16 protein-coding genes are annotated in these 17,645 nt (G+C 59.3%); 15 read left to right on the forward strand and 1 reads right to left on the reverse strand.

The features are described from left to right. Positions 1-2: 2 nt before the first annotated feature. The 12 genes from AB4O11_RS09560 (at position 3) to AB4O11_RS09615 (ending at position 10,753) form a co-directional block, all read left to right on the forward strand. A complete protein-coding gene (locus AB4O11_RS09560) occupies positions 3-1,346 on the forward strand; it encodes an aryl-sulfate sulfotransferase (protein ID WP_180699383.1) in 1,344 nt (447 codons plus the stop codon). 190 nt (positions 1,347-1,536) lie between these two features. Further along, positions 1,537-1,863: a hypothetical protein gene (locus tag AB4O11_RS09565; RefSeq protein WP_038359731.1), complete on the forward strand. Its 327-nt coding sequence runs from the start codon at positions 1,537-1,539 to the stop codon at positions 1,861-1,863. A gap of 381 nt (positions 1,864-2,244) precedes the next feature. Next, positions 2,245-3,054, forward strand: coding sequence for an energy transducer TonB (locus tag AB4O11_RS09570; protein WP_460089468.1), 810 nt, complete (start codon positions 2,245-2,247; stop codon positions 3,052-3,054). 44 nt (positions 3,055-3,098) lie between these two features. After that, positions 3,099-3,824, forward strand: coding sequence for a MotA/TolQ/ExbB proton channel family protein (locus AB4O11_RS09575; RefSeq protein WP_093440486.1), 726 nt, complete (start codon positions 3,099-3,101; stop codon positions 3,822-3,824). Position 3,825: 1 nt separating this feature from the next. Next, positions 3,826-4,227: an ExbD/TolR family protein gene (locus AB4O11_RS09580; RefSeq protein ID WP_003220570.1), complete on the forward strand. Its 402-nt coding sequence runs from the start codon at positions 3,826-3,828 to the stop codon at positions 4,225-4,227. Between the two features lie 381 nt (positions 4,228-4,608). Beyond that, entirely contained in the window at positions 4,609-5,190 is a 582-nt protein-coding gene (locus AB4O11_RS09585) for an alpha/beta hydrolase (RefSeq protein WP_093440491.1), read from the forward strand. A 53-nt stretch (positions 5,191-5,243) separates the two neighbouring features. Continuing rightward, positions 5,244-6,176 carry a sigma 54-interacting transcriptional regulator gene (locus AB4O11_RS09590; protein WP_095047071.1) on the forward strand — a complete coding sequence of 311 codons (933 nt, stop codon included), beginning with the start codon at positions 5,244-5,246 and terminating at the stop codon, positions 6,174-6,176. Between the two features lie 166 nt (positions 6,177-6,342). Next, a complete protein-coding gene (locus tag AB4O11_RS09595) occupies positions 6,343-7,140 on the forward strand; it encodes a MetQ/NlpA family ABC transporter substrate-binding protein (protein WP_007918708.1) in 798 nt (265 codons plus the stop codon). A 659-nt stretch (positions 7,141-7,799) separates the two neighbouring features. Continuing rightward, positions 7,800-8,465 carry an amino acid ABC transporter permease gene (locus AB4O11_RS09600; RefSeq protein ID WP_038359751.1) on the forward strand — a complete coding sequence of 222 codons (666 nt, stop codon included), beginning with the start codon at positions 7,800-7,802 and terminating at the stop codon, positions 8,463-8,465. Next, entirely contained in the window at positions 8,446-9,105 is a 660-nt protein-coding gene (locus AB4O11_RS09605; RefSeq protein WP_116256391.1) for an amino acid ABC transporter permease, read from the forward strand. The genes AB4O11_RS09600 and AB4O11_RS09605 overlap by 20 nt, the downstream gene beginning before the upstream one ends. Further along, positions 9,102-9,884: an amino acid ABC transporter ATP-binding protein gene (locus AB4O11_RS09610; protein ID WP_460089470.1), complete on the forward strand. Its 783-nt coding sequence runs from the start codon at positions 9,102-9,104 to the stop codon at positions 9,882-9,884. The genes AB4O11_RS09605 and AB4O11_RS09610 overlap by 4 nt, the downstream gene beginning before the upstream one ends. Continuing rightward, complete coding sequence (locus AB4O11_RS09615; protein WP_460130514.1) at positions 9,881-10,753, forward strand: transporter substrate-binding domain-containing protein; 873 nt, start codon at positions 9,881-9,883, stop codon at positions 10,751-10,753. Before AB4O11_RS09610 ends, AB4O11_RS09615 begins: the two co-directional genes overlap by 4 nt. Before the next feature lie 194 nt (positions 10,754-10,947). Here the strand turns inward: AB4O11_RS09615 and AB4O11_RS09620 are convergent, their stop codons facing one another. Next, positions 10,948-12,144, reverse strand: a complete 1,197-nt coding sequence (locus AB4O11_RS09620) for an AAA family ATPase (RefSeq protein ID WP_460130515.1) — start codon at positions 12,142-12,144, stop codon at positions 10,948-10,950. A gap of 193 nt (positions 12,145-12,337) precedes the next feature. Between AB4O11_RS09620 and AB4O11_RS09625 the strand changes: the two genes are divergently transcribed. The 3 genes from AB4O11_RS09625 to AB4O11_RS09635 are packed head-to-tail and all read left to right on the forward strand — an operon-like array spanning position 12,338 to position 17,609. Beyond that, the gene (locus AB4O11_RS09625; protein WP_460130517.1) at positions 12,338-13,441 is read left to right on the forward strand and encodes an efflux RND transporter periplasmic adaptor subunit; all 1,104 of its coding nucleotides are present in this window, start codon (positions 12,338-12,340) and stop codon (positions 13,439-13,441) included. After that, positions 13,438-14,502 carry an efflux RND transporter periplasmic adaptor subunit gene (locus tag AB4O11_RS09630; protein WP_093440529.1) on the forward strand — a complete coding sequence of 355 codons (1,065 nt, stop codon included), beginning with the start codon at positions 13,438-13,440 and terminating at the stop codon, positions 14,500-14,502. The genes AB4O11_RS09625 and AB4O11_RS09630 overlap by 4 nt, the downstream gene beginning before the upstream one ends. Next, positions 14,499-17,609, forward strand: coding sequence for an efflux RND transporter permease subunit (locus AB4O11_RS09635; protein WP_460130518.1), 3,111 nt, complete (start codon positions 14,499-14,501; stop codon positions 17,607-17,609). Before AB4O11_RS09630 ends, AB4O11_RS09635 begins: the two co-directional genes overlap by 4 nt. Positions 17,610-17,645 lie beyond the last annotated feature (36 nt).

The raw sequence follows: 17,645 nt of genomic DNA on the forward strand, positions 1-17,645 counted from the left end.
TCATGTTGCGTATCAAAACCGCTTTGCCGGTGTTGCTGTCCGGCGCAGTGCTCAGTGCCGGCGCCTTCGCCGCACCGAGTGTTTACCCGACCGGCGTGACCCGTTATGACCCGAACAAGGCTTTCAATCAGTACGTGATTTTCAGCGGCGCCGACAAGCAGACGCACCTGATCGACATGAACGGCAACGAGGTGAAAACCTGGCCACAGGCAGGTTTCCCGTCAGCGATCATCGACCCGAAACTGGTCGGCGGCGAGCGCGGCCATGTGCTGTTGCAACTGAGTGAAAAGGATCCCGGTAAACTCGGTTCGGCCGGCAACGGGTTGGGCAATCAGAGCGTCGGCGAGCTGGACTGGAATGGCAAAGTCGTCTGGCAGTGGGGCGACAAGGCGCCCGGTGGCGCAGCGCAACAACACCATGATCAGCGCCGTTTGAGCAACGGCAACACCGTGGTGCTGGCGAACAAGGTGCACAAAGTCAAAGGCTTTAAAGTGCCCGAGGTGATTGACGATGCGATCTATGAAGTCAGCCCCGACGGCGCGCTGAAATGGCAGTGGCTGGCCTCGGAGCATCTGAATGAATTCGGCTTCACCGCCGAGCAGTTGAAGCTGGTGCGCGCCAGTGAAAATCCGGACTACCTGCACATCAACAACCTCAGTCTGGTGGGGCCGAACAAGTGGTTCGATGCCGGTGACAAGCGCTTCAATCCGGACAACCTGCTGATCGATTCACGCAACGCCAACTTCATCGCGATCATCGACAAGAACAGCGGCAAAGTGGTCTGGCGTCTCGGCCCGAACCTGCCGCTGATCAACCCGAAAACTGCGCAAAAATTGCCGCGCCCGGTGGATCAGTTCGTCGGTCAGCATGATGCACACATCATTCCGGCCGGATTGCCAGGTGCCGGCAATTTGCTGGTGTTCGATAACCAGGGATCGGCGGGTTATCCGAACGTTACCCTCGGGCTGATTTCCGGCTCGCGGGTACTGGAAATCGATCCGGTGAAAAGTGAGATCGTCTGGCAGTACAGCGCGGCCAATTCGAAGCAACCGGGGTGGGCGTTCTACAGCTCGTTTATCAGCAGCGCGCGGCGCTTGCCCAACGGCAACACGCTGATCGACGAAGGCATGAACGGACGGTTTTTCCAGGTGACGGCCAGTGGTGAAAATGTCTGGGAATACGTCAGCCCGTATCTCGGCAAGGCGCCGGGCAGCGACGCGATCAGCAATTGGGTCTATCGGGCGTTGCCTGTGAGTTATGACTGGGTGCCAACGGGTACGCCACGCTCCGAGACGGCGGTTAATGCCCCGGTTGTCGGCGCGCAACAAACCAATGCCAGTCGTTAGTTGAATTGGAATTATTGCTCGAACGAACGGCGATAAGTTATGAGCGGGTTGAAGGGTGCTTATTGCAAATTCGTTAGTAAGTCGCGTGGACAATAATTGAATGTGCAACCATCCTGACTGTCGTGAGTTTCCAGGAGGAAACTTGCTCTCATCGGAAGATACTTATCCCAACGATAAAGGAAATCGAATCATGTCGAGCATTAATGGCACTTATGTGAACGCTAACGCTGGCGCCAAACTGACGATTACCGATGGCAACGATTCCAACGGTACATTCAGTGGCACGTTCAGCCAGGGCGGCGTTAACTATGACGTCAGCTACGGGCATTACCATTTCCAGAACAGCACCGGACAACCTACCACCATCACATTTGTCGGTCTGAATGGTAATAGCGGATTTCAAGCGTGGTCATTGTTTTCTCCTGATCACAATTACGCAAAAGTTCGTGCGGCCGGTTCCCGTACTAATTTTGACGGTGAAGTAGTGACCCTGGCAGGGGAATTCGTCAAACAATAATCCGCGCGCAATTGATAAAGGCCGACGCACGAAAGTACGTCGGCCTTTTTTATTGTTCCAGCAAAATAATAATCAACTATCTACTTGGTATTAGTTGTCCGGCAAAACCGGGTCAGGCGAATTTGATGCGTTGCGTGAATACTTTCAATGCCTGAAAAGCATGCGAATTTTCCCGCATCGCTACAGCCCACGTGGCACGTGGCTTTGGCGGAATTGATCAATTCATATATTCCATAAAGACCTATGCATAACGTTAAAGATTACTTTCGGAGATAAGCGCCAAGCCCAATGATTCATCCATCGATTCGCCGTGGGGAATTCAACAAACGGTTGATCGGCAGTGTTTGTAGAGAACGCAAAAAGACCGCAGGGAGTGAATCAATGGGCAATGTCCAGACCGCCGCCAGCGCAGAGGAATTGCTGTGGCGTCAGACGCCGGGTGGCGAGTTGGTCGATCTCGGCCGGCCGCATCGTGTGCCGTTGGGACAGCTGCGTTTGCAGCGTGCGCCCAAAGGAATTTTGAGTCGGCGCGAAACCCTTCTGCTCGGCGTGCTCGCATTGGTGGTGCATGGCGCGGTGATCTACTGGATCAGCCAGAAGCCGACGCCGGTGCTGCCGATCGTGCCGCCGGAAATTCCGCCGATGACTATCGAATTCTCGCGCCCGGCACCACCAGCACCACCGGTTGTCGAGCCGCCACCACCTGCGCCTGTGGTTGAGCCACCGCCGCCGGTAGAAGACGAACTGGCGGTAAAACCACCGCCGCCAAAACCCGTTCCGAAACCCAAACCGGTGGTTAAACAGGCCCCCAAACCAGCGCCGAAAGCCGTCGAGCAACCACCCGCGCCGCCACAACCGGCAGTTCCGGTTGCAGCGCCAGCGCCACCTGCTCCCCCCGCGCCGGCACCGGTAACCCCAGCCTCAGCGAACGCCGCGTACCTGAAAAACCCGGCACCGGAATACCCGTCGCTGGCTCAGCGTCGCGGTTGGGAAGGCACGGTGTTGCTGCGCGTGCATGTGTTGGCCAGCGGCAAACCGGGTGAGATCCAGATAGCCAAAAGCAGCGGCCGGCAACAGCTCGACGACGCGGCGCTGAACGCCGTCAAACGTTGGAGTTTCGTCCCGGCCAAGCAGGGTGATGTCGCCCAGGACGGCTGGGTCAGCGTGCCCATCGATTTCAAGATTCATTAAACCGAAACCAAATTCGCGCGAAACGTTTACACGAGGGAATCATCATGACGTTACTGGCATCTCCACTGGAATCCATCGAAAGCGCGGTGATCTGGCTGTTGGTGGTTTTTTCCGTCGCCACCTGGGGCCTGGCACTGCTCAAGGCTGTGCAGTTCGGGCGGCTGAAGGCGCAGGATCGGCGTTTTCATAAGCGTTTCTGGGCGGCGTCGAGTCTGGATTCAGCCGCTGAATTGAGCGAGACCCAACCCGGCGCCGCAGCGCGGGTGGCACAGGCCGGTTACGCGGCGATTCAGGTGGGTGAGACGCCACAGGCGAATGATTTGAGCCAGGCGATCAACCATCAGGATCGCCTCGAGCGCGCATTGCGTCAGCAGATCGTTCGCGAACGGCGTTCGCTGGAAACGGGCCTTGCAGTGGTCGCAAGTATTGGTAGCACCTCGCCGTTCATTGGATTGTTCGGCACGGTGTGGGGAATCATGGAGGCGTTGAAAGGCATCAGCGCCGCAGGTTCGGCGAGCCTGGAAACGGTCGCCGGGCCAATCGGGGCGGCACTGGTCGCCACAGGTGTGGGGATCGCCGTCGCGGTGCCGGCAGTGCTGGTTTACAACTACTTTTTGCGTCGGTTGAAACTGACGGCGGCGGATCTGGATGACTTCGCCCACGACTTCTACAGCCTGGCGCAGAAGAGTGCATTCCGCGTGTTGATCCACCCGACGGCGCACAAGGTCGCAACGCCGGGCAACGCAGCAAAAGTGAAGGAGGCGTCCTGATATGGCCTTCTCCACGCAAGACAGTGATGAGGTGCTCAGCGAGATCAACGTGACTCCGCTGGTGGACGTGATGCTGGTGCTGCTGGTGGTGTTTATCGTCACCGCGCCGCTGCTGACCAACGCGATCCCGATCAACCTGCCGAAAACCGAAGCGGTGGCGCCGGTCGAGCAGAAGGACCCGCTGGTGGTGAGCATCGATGGCGCCGGCAAGCTGTTTATCAACAAGGACGAGATTCAGCCTGACTTGCTCGAATTCAACCTCAAGTCGGCCAAGGCCAAGGATCCGGAAGTGCGCGTGCAATTGCAGGCCGATGACGGGGTGAACTACGGCGAAGTGGCGCGGGCGATGGCTTCGATTGAACGGGCGGGGATTACCAAGTTATCGGTGATTACTGCGCGGTAACAGGATTTACGTTTTTCCGGGGCCGTCTCCTTGGCAGGGTGCGGCCCTTTTTTTGTTTCTGGCATTAGACGCAAGACCCTCACCCTAGCCCTCCCGAAACGTCGGACCGCCCATAGGGAGAGGGAACTGATCTCGGTTGTTCTCACGAGTTACGCCGACCTGAAATCCCAGTCGAACTCAGGATTTGAACGGCATGAAGATTGGCTCCCTTTCCCCCTCGCCCCCATGGGGGAGAGGGCTGGGGTGAGGGGGAAAGATTTCAAGCCAGGCACACATCTCATATTCAATTCAGGTCTTAATAAATAGCTTCTTATTCCTTAACGAATATAAATCCCCTCCCTATACTCGTCCAGGAACAGACACGACGCAGGAGAGCTCCCCATGCGCAACGAATCAATCCGCTACCTGATTGTGCCGGGCTGGCAAGGATCGCCAGATGATCATTGGCAAAGCCACTGGCAGAACAGCCTGCCAAACAGTGCGCGGGTCGAGCAGGCCGATTGGCTGACGCCGCGTCGTGAAGACTGGGTGGCGGCACTGGCCGAGGCGATTGCCGCCGATAGCACGCCTGTCATCCTTATCGCCCACAGCCTCGGCTGCATCACCGTTGCCCATTGGGCAGCCACTGCGCCGCTGCAATACCTGCGTCAGGTGCGTGGTGCCTTGTTGGTCGCGCCGGCAGATGTCGAGCGTCCGGCATGTGCCCCGGCGCTGCGCAATTTCGCGCCGATTCCGACTGATCTGCTGCCGTTTCCGAGCCAGGTCGTCAGTTCCGACAACGACGCCGCCGTGAGTGCGCCGCGCGCACTGGAGCTGGCGCGCAACTGGGGTGCCGAGGCGGGGATCCTCGCCGGTGCCGGACACATCAACGTCAAGTCCGGGCATCAGCGTTGGGAGCAGGGTTTTGCTTATCTCTATCGCCTGCAAAACCGTATGGAACACCACGCCCGCCGCCGCGCCTGACCTTTTTTCTTTCAACGCCCCCGTCTGCCGGCGGTTTTGGGCGGGAGCCTGCCATGAGTTTCGAAACCTTCGGTCAGCCGTTGCTGACCTTTCCCGATGCGGAAAAAAGCCCCCTGAGCATTCGCGCCAAGGCGCTGGTGTTCGTCGATCCGCGCTCGCGTCAACTGCGTGAGGAGCTCGAGCAACTGGCGCCGCGCTCGACTTCGGTATTGATCCGTGGCGAGACCGGTACGGGTAAAGAATTGCTCGCCCGGCACATCCATCGCGCCAGTGACCGCAGCGGTCTGTTTGTTTCGGTCAATTGCGGAGCGATCAGCCCGACCTACGCTGATGCCGAGCTGTTCGGCTACGCTGCCGGCAGTTACAGCGGCTCGGCCAGCAGCCGTGCAGGCTGGTTCGGTTCGGCCAACGGCGGCACCTTGTATCTGGATGAAATCGGCGACTTGCCGCTGCCGATCCAGATCAAATTGCTTGCCGCGTTGGAGAACCACGAAGTCACTCGTGTCGGTGCGCATCAGCCAAGTCCCGTGGATGTGCGCCTGGTCGCGGCCACCAGCATCGATCTGGCGCAAGCGGTGGACGCCGGGAAATTCCACGAGCGCCTTTATCACTACCTCAGCGAGGGCCACCTCGAATTGCCGGCGTTACGTGCGCGTACCGGCGATATCCTGTCGCTGGCCGAGTATTTCCTCGGCATCTACAGCCAGCGTCTCGACCTTCCTGTACCGCTGATCAGCGAAGCGGCGCAGCACGTGCTCGAACAACACAGTTGGCCGGGCAATACCCGCGAGCTGGAAAACGTCATTCACTTTGCCTTGCTGGTGAGTACCGGTGACGAGATTCTGCCGGAGCACCTGAACCTGCCCGAGGCGTCTGGCCCGCAGCTTCAGATCGAACGGCTGGTTGCACAAATCAACATCGGCGGCAGCGTCGCCGAGCGTAAGGCATTGAAAGATTTGCTGATTCGTTTGAGTGAGGGGTTGTAACCGTTTCGTTCAACATGAACAAAATGGAATATGAAGCTGAATAAACGTTATTGTCCGGGAATAAAAAATCCCGGTATTGTCCGCCCCACGCCAGCGATATCACTTCACTGGCACACGTATTAATGCCGTCGTCGATGACGACCGTGATTTTCGATAAGGACACTGCATGAAAAAGGTTCTGTTGTTTACCGCATTGGCGGCTGCTCTGACTGCTTCCCTGGCCAATGCTGGCGAAAAACTGGTGGTTGCCGCGACCCCGGTTCCGCACGCTGAAATCCTTGAGCTGATCAAACCGACCCTGGCCAAAGAAGGCGTGGATCTGGAAATCAAAGTGTTCACCGACTACGTTCAGCCGAACGTACAGGTGGGCGAGAAGCGTCTGGACGCCAACTACTTCCAGACCCTGCCGTACCTGAACAGCTTCAACCAGGGCAAATACAAGGACGACAAGTCCAAGTACCTGGTGACCGTGCAGGGCGTGCACGTTGAACCGTTCGGTGGTTACTCGAGCAAGTACAAGACCCTGGCTGAACTGCCGGACGGCGCCACCATCGCCATCCCGAACGAAGGCAGCAACAGTGGCCGCGCACTGATCCTGCTGCAGAAGGCTGGCCTGATCGAGCTGAAAGACCCGAAGAACGCGCTGGCAACGCCAAAAGACATCGCGAAGAACCCGCACAACTTCAAGTTCAAGGAACTGGAGTCGGCCCTGCTGCCACGCGTTCTGAAAGAAGTTGATCTGGACATGATCAACACCAACTACGCACTGGAAGCCAAGTTGAACCCGCAAAAAGATGCGCTGGTGATTGAAGGTGCTGATTCGCCGTACGTGAACTTCCTGGTGGCCCGTGAGGACAACAAGAACAGCGACGCGATCCAGAAACTGGCCAAAGCCCTGACCAGCCCGGAAGTCAAAGCGTTCATCGAGAAGAAGTACAACGGCGCGGTACTGCCGGCGTTCTGATCTGACGCTTGAACCACCCCCTTCAAGGTGTGAAAACGCCGATGGCCAGTGATGGGCATCGGCGTTTTTGTGTGTGCGTTGAAAAGCCCCTCACCCTAGCCCTCCCGAAACGTCGGACCGCCCAGAGGGAGAGGGGACTGATTGGGGGATGCTGTAGAAGTCGCCGACCTGACACGGCTTTACCGAATCCATAATCGATAAGGTCTATGACGCCAGACACCTCGGTCGGCCCCCTCTCCCTCGGGGAGAGGGCTGGGCGGGCGGCGTTCCGATGAGGGGATTTTGACTTACGCTGCAGCCTTCAATGCCCGCCTCAACGCCACCAACAATTTCAAAATTTCCTGCGGATCCAGTCGCTGCGGCACTTTTACGTCCATGTTCTCTTCCTTGTTATGAGGTTGGCCGGGGGAGTCTGGCCAAAAGCTGTTCGTCCTTGGAGGGCTTTCATGAAAAAAAGATCCTTCCTACAGCGCAAAGAAAAATAGCCTTCTTATTCCTTCCCGGCAAACCCACAAGATAGTTTTTTGGGTGATATCAATATGCTTTAACGGTATTTAAATTCTTGTTTTTATACCTATAAAGTCGGTGTCTGCCGGACAGCCATCCGCTGCCCATGGACTGCACCACCGTCGCTTACCGAGCGGCGTTCAGGACGTTTCATGACCTTCGATTACGCATTTATCCTCAGCACCCTGCCGGCGTTTCTCAAAGCCGTGGGCGTAACGCTGCAGGTCGGTTTTATCGCCATTGGCACCTCGCTGCTGGTGGCGCTGCTCAACGCGACGATTCTGGTGTTCCGCACGCCGTACCTGCAAAGACTGGTGGGCCTGTATGTGGAACTGGCACGCAACACGCCGTTGCTGATTCAGTTGTTCTTCGTCTACTTCGCCTTGCCGGCGTTGGGGATCAAAGTCTCTGGTTTCACTGCCGCGATCATCACCATGACCTTTCTCGGCGGCGCTTACCTTACCGAAGTGCTGCGCGCCGGCGTCGATGCGGTGCCCCAAGCGCAACTGGAATCAGGGCGCTCAATCGGCCTGTCCCATGGCCAGTTGCTACGCTACGTGATCCTGCCGCAAGCGGGGATTCTCAGCCTGCCGTCGTTGTTCGCCAATTTCATTTTCCTGCTCAAGGAAACCACCGTGGTTTCGGCGGTGGCCGTGCCGGAAATCCTCTACACCACCAAGAGCTACATCGCGCTCTACTACAAAACCTACGAAATGCTCGCCGTGCTGACGCTGATCTGCGTGCTGCTGTTCTTGCCGCTGTCGCTGCTGCTCAGCCGTCTGGAAAGGAGGCTCCAGCATGGCCAGTTCGGGTCTTGAACTGCTCTGGGTGTCGTTGCCGCAACTGGCCAAAGGCGCCGGGCAAACTTTGTCGATCTCGTTCCTGAGCATCGCCATCAGCACTGTCGGCGGCGTGCTCTACGGTGTGCTGCGAACGCTCAACGTGAGGTGGCTGAACGCGATCCTGCGGGGCTATCTGGAGTTGTTCCGGGCGATTCCGGTGCTGGTCTGGTTGTACCTGCTGTTCTTCGGCTTACCGATCTTTTTAGGCCTGAGCCTGCCGAGTTTCTGGTGCGCGGTGCTGGTGCTGTCGCTGTGGGGCGCCAGCGAGGTGGGCGAAGTGGCGCGCGGTGCGCTGCATTCGTTGCCGCGCGGGCAGCGTGAAGCGGGGCTGTCGATCGGCCTAAACGCCGCACAACTTTATGGCTACGTACTGCTGCCGCAAGCGTTGAAGCGCATGACGCCGCCGACCATCAACGTCTACACGCGGATCATCAAGACCAGCTCATTGGCGGTGCTGATCGGTGTGGTCGATGTGATCAAGGTCGGCCAGCAGATCATCGAGCGCACCTACGAGTCGGTGCTGATCTACGGCGCGCTGTTCCTGTTTTTCTTTTTCATCTGCTACCCGCTCTCGGCCGCTTCGCGCGTGCTGGAGCGGCGCTGGACGCAAGCATGAGCGCATTGATCGAGTTTTACGGTTTCAACAAATTCTACGGCGAGCAGCAGGTGCTCAACGGCATCGACCTGCAAGTGCAGAGTGGCGAAGTGATCGTCATCCTCGGCCCCAGCGGTTGCGGCAAAAGCACCTTGCTGCGTTGCCTCAATGGTCTGGAAGAAGCCCACAGCGGCAGCCTGAAATTTGTCGGCCGCGAGCTGCTGGACAAGTCCACCGACTGGCGCGAGATCCGCCAGCAGATCGGCATGGTGTTCCAGAGTTATCACCTGTTCCCGCACATGAGCGTGCTCGACAACTTGCTACTTGGCCCGCTCAAGGTACAGAAGCGTCAGCGCCGCGAAGCGCAACAGGAAGCCGAAGCGCTGCTCGAACGCGTTGGCCTGGCGGACAAGCGCGATGCCTTCCCGCGTCAGCTCTCCGGCGGCCAGCAGCAACGCATCGCCATCGTCCGCTCGCTGTGCATGAACCCACGGGTGATGCTCTTCGACGAAGTCACCGCCGCCCTCGACCCGGAAATGGTCAAGGAAGTTTTGCAGGTCATTCAGGGCCTGGCCCGCGAAGGCATGACCCTGTTGATCGTCACCCATGAAATGGCCTTCGCTCGCGCGGTGGCCGATCGCATCGTGTTCATGGATGCCGGGCGCATCCTTGAACAGAACCCGCCCGAGATTTTCTTTACGAACCCGCAAACCGCACGCGCGCAGCAGTTTCTGGAGAAGTTCTCCTTCGTGGCAACACTGCCAAAAACGAATCCGACAAAGGAACTGGAACTGTTATGAAAACTGCCGCTTTTTTACTGCCTCTGCTCAGCCTCGTCTTGCTTGCCGGTTGCAGCAAAACCGAAGAACCACCGAAGCCGAAAGTCGCCAGCGAAAGCACTGCGCCGGCCGGTTATCTGGACAAGATCAAGGGCCGCGACAAGTTGATTGTCGGTGTCTTCACCGATAAACCACCATTCGGTTTTGTCGACGAAGCGGGGCGCTACGTCGGTTTCGATACCGACATCGGCCGCCGTTTCGCCAAGGATCTGCTTGGCGATGAAAACAAGGTCGAGTTCGTCGCCGTGGAACCGGCGAGTCGCATTCCATTTCTGCAAAGCGACAAGGTCGACCTGATCCTCGCCAACATGACCGTCACGCCTGAGCGCAAGGAAGCGGTGGAGTTTACTAACCCGAATCTCAAGGTCGCGGTGCAGGCGCTGGTACCGCAAAGCAGCTCGGTGAAAAGCCTTGATGACTTGGCAACCCGCACCACCATCGTCACCACTGGCACCACCGCTGATATCTGGCTGACCAAGAATCATCCGGACTGGAAATTGCTCAAGTTCGAGAAAAACTCCGAATCGCTGCAAGCCCTGGCCAATGGTCGTGGCGATGCGTACGCACAGGACAACCTGGTGTTGTTCAGCTGGGCCAAGCAGAACCCGGGCTATCGCGTGCTGGATGAAAAACTGGGGGCTGAAGCGCCGATCGCGCCGGCGGTGAAGAAGGGCAATCTCGAGTTGCGTGACTGGGTGAATACTGAGCTGACCAAGCTGGGTGAAGAGAAGTATCTGCTCAAGCTGTACGACCAGTATGTGCGTAAAGAGCTGAGTGATGACACCAAGCCTGAGAGCGTGATTGTCGAGGGTGGCAAGTGGCAGGGGTGATTGCCTGTTGAGTCGGGGGTGAGGCCTGCCCCTCACCCCAGCCCTCTCCCGAGGGAGAGGGAGCCGATCCTCATGCCTTTCAAAACTTGAGTTCAGCTCAGGAATTTCACGCCGGCGTAACTCGAAAGAACAACTCGGTCAGTTCCCTCTCCCTCTGGGAGAGGGTTAGGGTGAGGGGCTTTTGGCTTGAACGCTCAATCCGGCCAGTTCCACGCCGGCTCATCCAGCACCCGCTGGCCGACAATCCCGGTCTGTCCCAGGGTTTTCTCCAACACAATACAATTGCACTCCGGGTCTTCCTGCAACGCCGAAATCAACCGCCGCGCATGCGACACCACCCACACCTGACACTGCTCCGAGGCACGGATAATCAACCGCGCCAACGCTGGCAACAGATCCGGGTGCAGGCTGGTCTCCGGTTCGTTCAGCACCATCAGCGACGGCGGCCTCGGCGTCAGTAGCGCCGCAACCAACAGCAAATAACGCAACGTGCCGTCCGACAGCTCCGCCGCCGACAATGGCCGCAACAAACCTTCCTGATAAAACTCGATGGCAAAACGTCCACCGGCCTGCGCTTCGATATGCACCCGCGCGCCAGGAAACGCATCGGTAATCGCCGCACGCATCGCATCGCCATCACCAATCTCGATGATGGTCTGCAACGCCGCCGCCAGATCACGGCCGTCGTGATGCAGCACTGGCGTGCGCGTACCCAATTGCGGTTGGCGTACTGGGGCGTCGGCATCGCTGCGAAAGTGATCATAAAAGCGCCAGCGGCGAATGAACTCGCGCATCTGGAACACTTCCGGCGAGCTGCGCAGGCTGCCGACCTGATCGAACAGGCTGTCGAAGTTCGGCGTGTGTTGCGCCAGCACATCCCATTGGCGCTCGTTGCGTGTGCGGATCATCGGGCCGTCACGATCCACCAGCAGGCTGGCGGGGCGGTAGAGCGGGCCGGCCCAGATGCACTCGCGCTTGATCTGCGGGTCGAGGCTGAAGCGCGAGGGAATCGGGTGCGAATGCTCGGGCAGCATGAAGTGCCCGTTGGAGTCGGGCAGGCCGAGGCTGATCGAGTAGCTGAAATCTTCCCCGGCGAACCCCAGGCGCAGTCGCTTCACGCCTTGGCGTACCGTCGACTGGATCGGCACCTCACCATTGCGCATGCGTCGGCTGATGGTTTCCGGCCCGGCCCAGAAGGTCGACTCTAGCCCACCCTCACGGGCCAGCGCATTGACCACCCCGCCCTGAGCGGTTTCCGCTAGCAGGCGCAAGGCCCGGTAGAGATTGGACTTACCGCTGCCGTTGGGCCCGGTGATCAGGTTCAGCCGGCCGAGCGGGATCACCAGTTTGTTGATCGAGCGGTAATTGGCCACCGCGAGAGTATTGAGCATGGAATTCCTTCTCTTGAGGCGCCCATTGCAGGAGCTGCCGCAGGCTGCGATTTTTTGACGTTGTTTTCAGAAGATCGCAGCCTTCGGTAGCTCCTGCAGGGAAATATGGGGATCGAACGGGCGAACGTTGAACCCTGTTCTAAGCTCACAGTCGTATCGTCACTTGCACGTTCGTACACAGGAAGGAGTCTGCATGGCGAGTCCCGGTTTGAAAACAGCGGTCATGCTGAGTCTGCTCACTTTGCTGACCGCCTGCGGCGAGAAAAAAGCCCCTGAGGAATACCTGCCCAGGGTCTTTGTACAGGAAGTGAAACCCACGGATTACGCCGCGTCGGTGACGTTGACCGGTGACGTGCAGGCGCGCGTGCAGACCGAATTGTCGTTCCGCGTCGGCGGCAAGATCATCCAGCGTATGGTTGACGTCGGTGACCGGGTCACGGCCAAGCAAGTGCTGGCCAAACTCGACCCCAAGGATTTGCAGACCAACGTCGACTCGGCTCAAGCCCAGGTCGTCGCTGAACAAGCCCGGGTGAAACAGAGCGCGGCCGCTTTCGTGCGCCAGCAAAAACTCCTGCCCAAGGGTTACACCAGCCAGAGCGAATACGATTCCGCCCAAGCCGCGTTGCGCAGCAGCCAGAGCGCCTTGAGCGCGGCGCAGGCGCAATTGGCCAACGCTAAAGATCAGCTCAGCTACACCGCACTGATCGCCGACGCCCCGGGCGTGATCACTGAGCGTCAGGCCGAAGTCGGCCAGGTGGTACAGGCCACGGCACCGATTTTTTCGTTGGCCCGCGATGGCGACCGTGACGCGGTGTTCAATGTCTACGAATCACTGCTGGCCGAGCGTCCTGCGGATCCCTCGATCGTCGTCAGTCTGCTCGATAACCCTGCCATCAAAACCACCGGCACGGTGCGTGAAATCACCCCGGCGGTGTCGGCGCAGTCCGGCACGGTGCAAGTCAAAGTCAGCCTCGACAGCCTGCCACAAGGGATGCAGCTGGGCTCGGTGGTCAGCGCCACCGCCAAGGGCAGCGGCAAGTCGGCAGTCGAATTGCCATGGTCGGCGCTGACTAAAAACATCAGTGATCCGGCGGTGTGGATGGTCGACGATAAAGGTGAAGCGCAGTTGCACAACGTGACCGTCGGCCGCTACCTGATCGGCAAGGTCATCATCAGCGAAGGCCTCAAGGGCGGGGAGAAAGTCATTGTCGCCGGAGGACAGTTATTGCATCCCGGCATGAAAGTCGAAATCGCTGAAAACACCTACAAGGGTCTGCAACCGGGAGCACAGCCATGAAGCGTCTGGGGCTGTTATCCGTGGGTGTGTTGCTGGCGGCCTGCTCGAAAAGCGAGCCACCTCCGGAGCCGGTACGTCCGGTGCTATCGGTCAAGGTTCAAGCGTTGAGCGAGGAAAGCCTCGGGCGTTTCGCCGGCAGCATCCAGGCGCGTTATGAAAGCAACACTGGTTTCCGCGTCGGTGGCCGCATCGCCAGCCGCAACGTCGATGTCGGAACCGAAGTGCAAAAGGGCACGCTGCTCGCCACCCTCGATCCGTCTGATCAGCAGAACCAATTGCGTTCGGCTCAAGGCGACCTGGCCAGGGTTCAGGCGCAACTGATCAATGCCCAGGCCAATGCCCGCCGTCAGCAGGCGCTGTTCGATCGTGGCGTAGGGGCGCAGGCACAACTGGACATCGCCACCACGGACTTGAAAACCACCCAGGCCTCGCTGGACCAGGCACGGGCGGCGGTCAATCAAAGCAAGGACCAGCTTGGCTACACCGAACTGCGTTCCGACCATAAAGCCGTGGTCACCGCGTGGAACGCCGAAGCCGGGCAAGTGGTGACGGCGGGCCAGCAGGTCGTGACTCTGGCGCAACCGGACATCAAGGAAGCGGTGATCGATCTGCCCGACACCCTGGTCGATCAGATTCCTTCCGACGTGGTGTTTCTGGTGGCCGGGCAACTCGACCCGAGCATCAACACCACGGCAACCCTTCGCGAGATCGAACCGCAGGCGCAAAGCGCCACGCGTACTCGTCGGGCACGCCTGACACTGGCCGAGACACCGGACGGTTTCCGCCTCGGCACGGCGATCAGCGTGACCCTCAGTTCGGCGATCAAACCGCGCATCGAATTGCCGGCTACCGCTTTGCAGGAAGTCGACGGCAAACCACGGATCTGGGTCATCGACACCCAGAGCAAAACCGTCAGCCCCCGCGACGTCAGCGTGATCAGCCGCACCGACAGCAGCGTAGTGCTCGCGGGCGGCGTGAAGAATGGCGAGCGCGTGGTCAGCGCCGGCGTCAACAGCCTCAAACCCGGACAATCGGTAAAACTTGACGAGGACAGTCAATGAAAGGCTCTTTCAACCTCTCCGAATGGGCCCTCAAGCATCAGTCATTCGTCTGGTACCTGATGTTCGTCGCGTTGCTGATGGGCGTGTTCTCGTACTTCAATCTGGGCCGCGAAGAAGATCCGTCGTTCACCATCAAGACCATGGTGATCCAGACCAAATGGCCGGGCGCGACCCAGGAAGAAACCCTCGCACAGGTCACCGACCGCATCGAGAAAAAACTCGAAGAACTCGACTCCCTCGACTACGTGAAAAGTTACACGCGCCCCGGCGAATCGACGGTTTACGTGTACCTGCGCGACACCACCAGCGCCAAGGACATCCCGGAAATCTGGTACCAGGTGCGCAAGAAGATCGACGACATTCGCGGGCAGTTCCCCAAAGGTATTCAGGGGCCCGGGTTCAACGACGAGTTCGGTGATGTGTTCGGCTCGGTCTACGCCTTCACCGCCGACGGCCTGACCATGCGCCAGTTGCGCGATTACGTAGAACAGGCGCGGGCCGAGATCCGCAATGTACCGGGGCTGGGCAAGATCGAAATGATCGGCCAGCAGGACGAAGTGATTTATCTGAACTTCTCCACCCGTAAACTGGCGGCGTTGGGTATCGATCAGCGTCAGGTTGTGCAGAGCCTGCAATCGCAGAACGCCGTGACCCCGGCCGGTGTGATCGAGGCCGGCCCTGAGCGGATTTCCGTGCGCACTTCGGGGCAGTTCGCCTCGGAGAAAGATCTGGCCGAGGTCAATCTCAAGCTCAACGACCGTTTCTATCGCTTGGCTGACATCGCCGACATCACTCGCGGTTACACCGATCCGGCTACCCCGGAATTCCGCTTCGACGGCAAACCGGCCATCGGTCTGGCGATTGCCATGCAGAAGGGCGGCAACGTTCAGGAGTTCGGCAAGGCGTTGCACCAACGCATCGATGAACTGACCGCAGACTTGCCGGTTGGCGTGGGTGTGCACACCGTGTCCGATCAGGCGGTGGTGGTGGAAGAAGCGGTCGGTGGCTTTACCAGTGCCCTGTTCGAGGCGGTGATCATCGTGCTGGTGGTCAGCTTCATCAGCCTCGGCGTGCGCGCCGGCCTGGTGGTGGCGTGCTCGATTCCGCTGGTGCTGGCGATGGTGTTCGTATTCATGGAATACAGTGGCATCACCATGCAGCGGATTTCGCTCGGTGCCTTGATCATCGCCCTCGGTCTGTTGGTCGACGATGCGATGATTACCGTGGAGATGATGGTCACGCGCCTGGAAATGGGCGAGACCCGCGAGCAGGCCGCGACGTTCGCCTACACCTCGACGGCGTTCCCGATGCTCACCGGCACGCTGGTGACCGTCGCGGGTTTCGTGCCCATCGGCCTCAATGCCAGCTCCGCCGGTGAGTACACCTTCACCCTGTTCGCGGTGATCGCCGTGGCGATGCTGGTGTCATGGGTGGTGGCGGTGTTCTTCGCTCCGGTGATCGGCGTGCACATTCTCAGCGCCAACGTGAAACCCCATGAAGCCGAGCCGGGCCGCGTCGGGCGTGCGTTCAATGGCGGTCTGCTGTGGGCGATGCGCAATCGCTGGTGGGCCATCGGCATTACCGTGCTGCTGTTCGTGCTGGCAGTGTTTTGCATGCGCTTTGTGCAGAACCAGTTCTTCCCTTCCTCGGACCGGCCGGAAATTCTCGTCGACCTGAACCTGCCGCAAAACGCCTCGATCGACGAAACCCGCAAAGCCGTCGACAAGCTGGAAGAAACCCTCAAAGGCGACGCGGACATTGTGCGTTGGAGCACCTACATCGGTCAGGGCGCGATCCGTTTCTACCTGCCGCTCGACCAGCAATTGCAAAACCCGTACTACGCACAACTGGTGATTGTCAGCAAAGACTTCGAAGCCCGCGAGGCCCTGAGCCAACGCCTGCGTGAGCGCTTGCACAAAGACTTCGTCGGCATCGGCAGTTACGTCCAGGCGCTGGAAATGGGCCCGCCGGTGGGGCGTCCGATCCAGTACCGGGTCAGTGGCAAGGACATCGATCAGGTGCGCAAGCACGCCATCGACCTGGCCACCGAACTGGACAAGAACCCGCACATCGGCGAGATCATTTACGACTGGAACGAGCCGGGCAAAGTCCTGCGCATCGACATCGCCCAGGACAAGGCGCGGCAGCTCGGGTTGTCCTCCGAAGACGTCGCGAACCTGATGAACAGCATCGTCAGCGGCGCGCCGCTGACCCAGGTCAACGACGACATCTACCTGATCAATGTGGTCGGCCGGGCGGTGAATTCGGAGCGCGGTACGCCGGAAACCCTGCAGAATCTGCAGATCGTTACGCCCAACGGCACGTCGATCCCGCTGCTGGCGTTCGCCACCGTGCGTTATGAACTGGAGCAGCCGCTGGTGTGGCGTCGTGACCGCTTGCCGACCATCACCATCAAGGCCTCGGTGCGCGACGAGATCCAGCCGACCGATCTGGTGAAACTGCTCAAGCCGTCGATTGATGCCTTCGCTGACAAACTGCCAGTGGGCTACAAGGTCGCCACCGGCGGTACGGTCGAGGAAAGCGGCAAGGCCCAAGGGCCGATTGCCAAGGTTTTGCCGTTGATGCTGTTTTTGATGGCGACCTTCCTGATGATCCAGTTGCACAGCGTGCAGAAGATGTTCCTCGTCGCCAGTGTCGCGCCGCTGGGGCTGATCGGCGTAGTGCTGGCGCTGGTGCCGACCGGCACGCCGATGGGCTTCGTGGCGATCCTGGGGATTCTCGCGCTGATCGGCATCATCATCCGTAACTCGGTGATCCTCGTGACGCAGATCGATGAGTTCGAGCAGAAAGGCTATGCGCCGTGGGATGCGGTGGTGGAAGCGACCGAGCACCGGCGCCGGCCGATCCTGTTGACCGCGGCAGCGGCGAGCATGGGCATGATCCCGATTGCCCGGGAAGTGTTCTGGGGACCGATGGCTTACGCAATGATTGGCGGGATTGTGGTGGCGACGTTGCTGACGCTGCTGTTCCTGCCGGCGCTGTATGTGGCCTGGTACAAGATTCGCGAGCCGAAGAAGGATCAAGTCAACAACGACCCTCACCCTAACTCTCTCCCGGGGGGAGAGGGGACTGACCGAGGTGTCTGACGCTATCCATCGACCTGAAGGATCGGGTCGATTATG

This window comes from Pseudomonas sp. H1_D05 (assembly GCF_054682705.1).

Excerpts from the sequence above, each read along its gene's own strand:
- AB4O11_RS09620 (WP_460130515.1), bottom strand. The coding sequence starts at position 12,144 with ATGCTCAATACTCTCGCGGTGGCCAATTACCGCTCGATCAACAAACTG.
- AB4O11_RS09580 (WP_003220570.1), top strand. The coding sequence starts at position 3,826 with ATGGCCTTCTCCACGCAAGACAGTGATGAGGTGCTCAGCGAGATCAAC.
- AB4O11_RS09605 (WP_116256391.1), top strand. The coding sequence starts at position 8,446 with ATGGCCAGTTCGGGTCTTGAACTGCTCTGGGTGTCGTTGCCGCAACTG.
- AB4O11_RS09585 (WP_093440491.1), top strand. The coding sequence starts at position 4,609 with ATGCGCAACGAATCAATCCGCTACCTGATTGTGCCGGGCTGGCAAGGA.
- AB4O11_RS09595 (WP_007918708.1), top strand. The coding sequence starts at position 6,343 with ATGAAAAAGGTTCTGTTGTTTACCGCATTGGCGGCTGCTCTGACTGCT.
- AB4O11_RS09635 (WP_460130518.1), top strand. The coding sequence starts at position 14,499 with ATGAAAGGCTCTTTCAACCTCTCCGAATGGGCCCTCAAGCATCAGTCA.
- AB4O11_RS09565 (WP_038359731.1), top strand. The coding sequence starts at position 1,537 with ATGTCGAGCATTAATGGCACTTATGTGAACGCTAACGCTGGCGCCAAA.
- AB4O11_RS09615 (WP_460130514.1), top strand. The coding sequence starts at position 9,881 with ATGAAAACTGCCGCTTTTTTACTGCCTCTGCTCAGCCTCGTCTTGCTT.
- AB4O11_RS09610 (WP_460089470.1), top strand. The coding sequence starts at position 9,102 with ATGAGCGCATTGATCGAGTTTTACGGTTTCAACAAATTCTACGGCGAG.
- AB4O11_RS09590 (WP_095047071.1), top strand. The coding sequence starts at position 5,244 with ATGAGTTTCGAAACCTTCGGTCAGCCGTTGCTGACCTTTCCCGATGCG.
- AB4O11_RS09560 (WP_180699383.1), top strand. The coding sequence starts at position 3 with ATGTTGCGTATCAAAACCGCTTTGCCGGTGTTGCTGTCCGGCGCAGTG.
- AB4O11_RS09630 (WP_093440529.1), top strand. The coding sequence starts at position 13,438 with ATGAAGCGTCTGGGGCTGTTATCCGTGGGTGTGTTGCTGGCGGCCTGC.
- AB4O11_RS09575 (WP_093440486.1), top strand. The coding sequence starts at position 3,099 with ATGACGTTACTGGCATCTCCACTGGAATCCATCGAAAGCGCGGTGATC.
- AB4O11_RS09625 (WP_460130517.1), top strand. The coding sequence starts at position 12,338 with ATGGCGAGTCCCGGTTTGAAAACAGCGGTCATGCTGAGTCTGCTCACT.
- AB4O11_RS09600 (WP_038359751.1), top strand. The coding sequence starts at position 7,800 with ATGACCTTCGATTACGCATTTATCCTCAGCACCCTGCCGGCGTTTCTC.
- AB4O11_RS09570 (WP_460089468.1), top strand. The coding sequence starts at position 2,245 with ATGGGCAATGTCCAGACCGCCGCCAGCGCAGAGGAATTGCTGTGGCGT.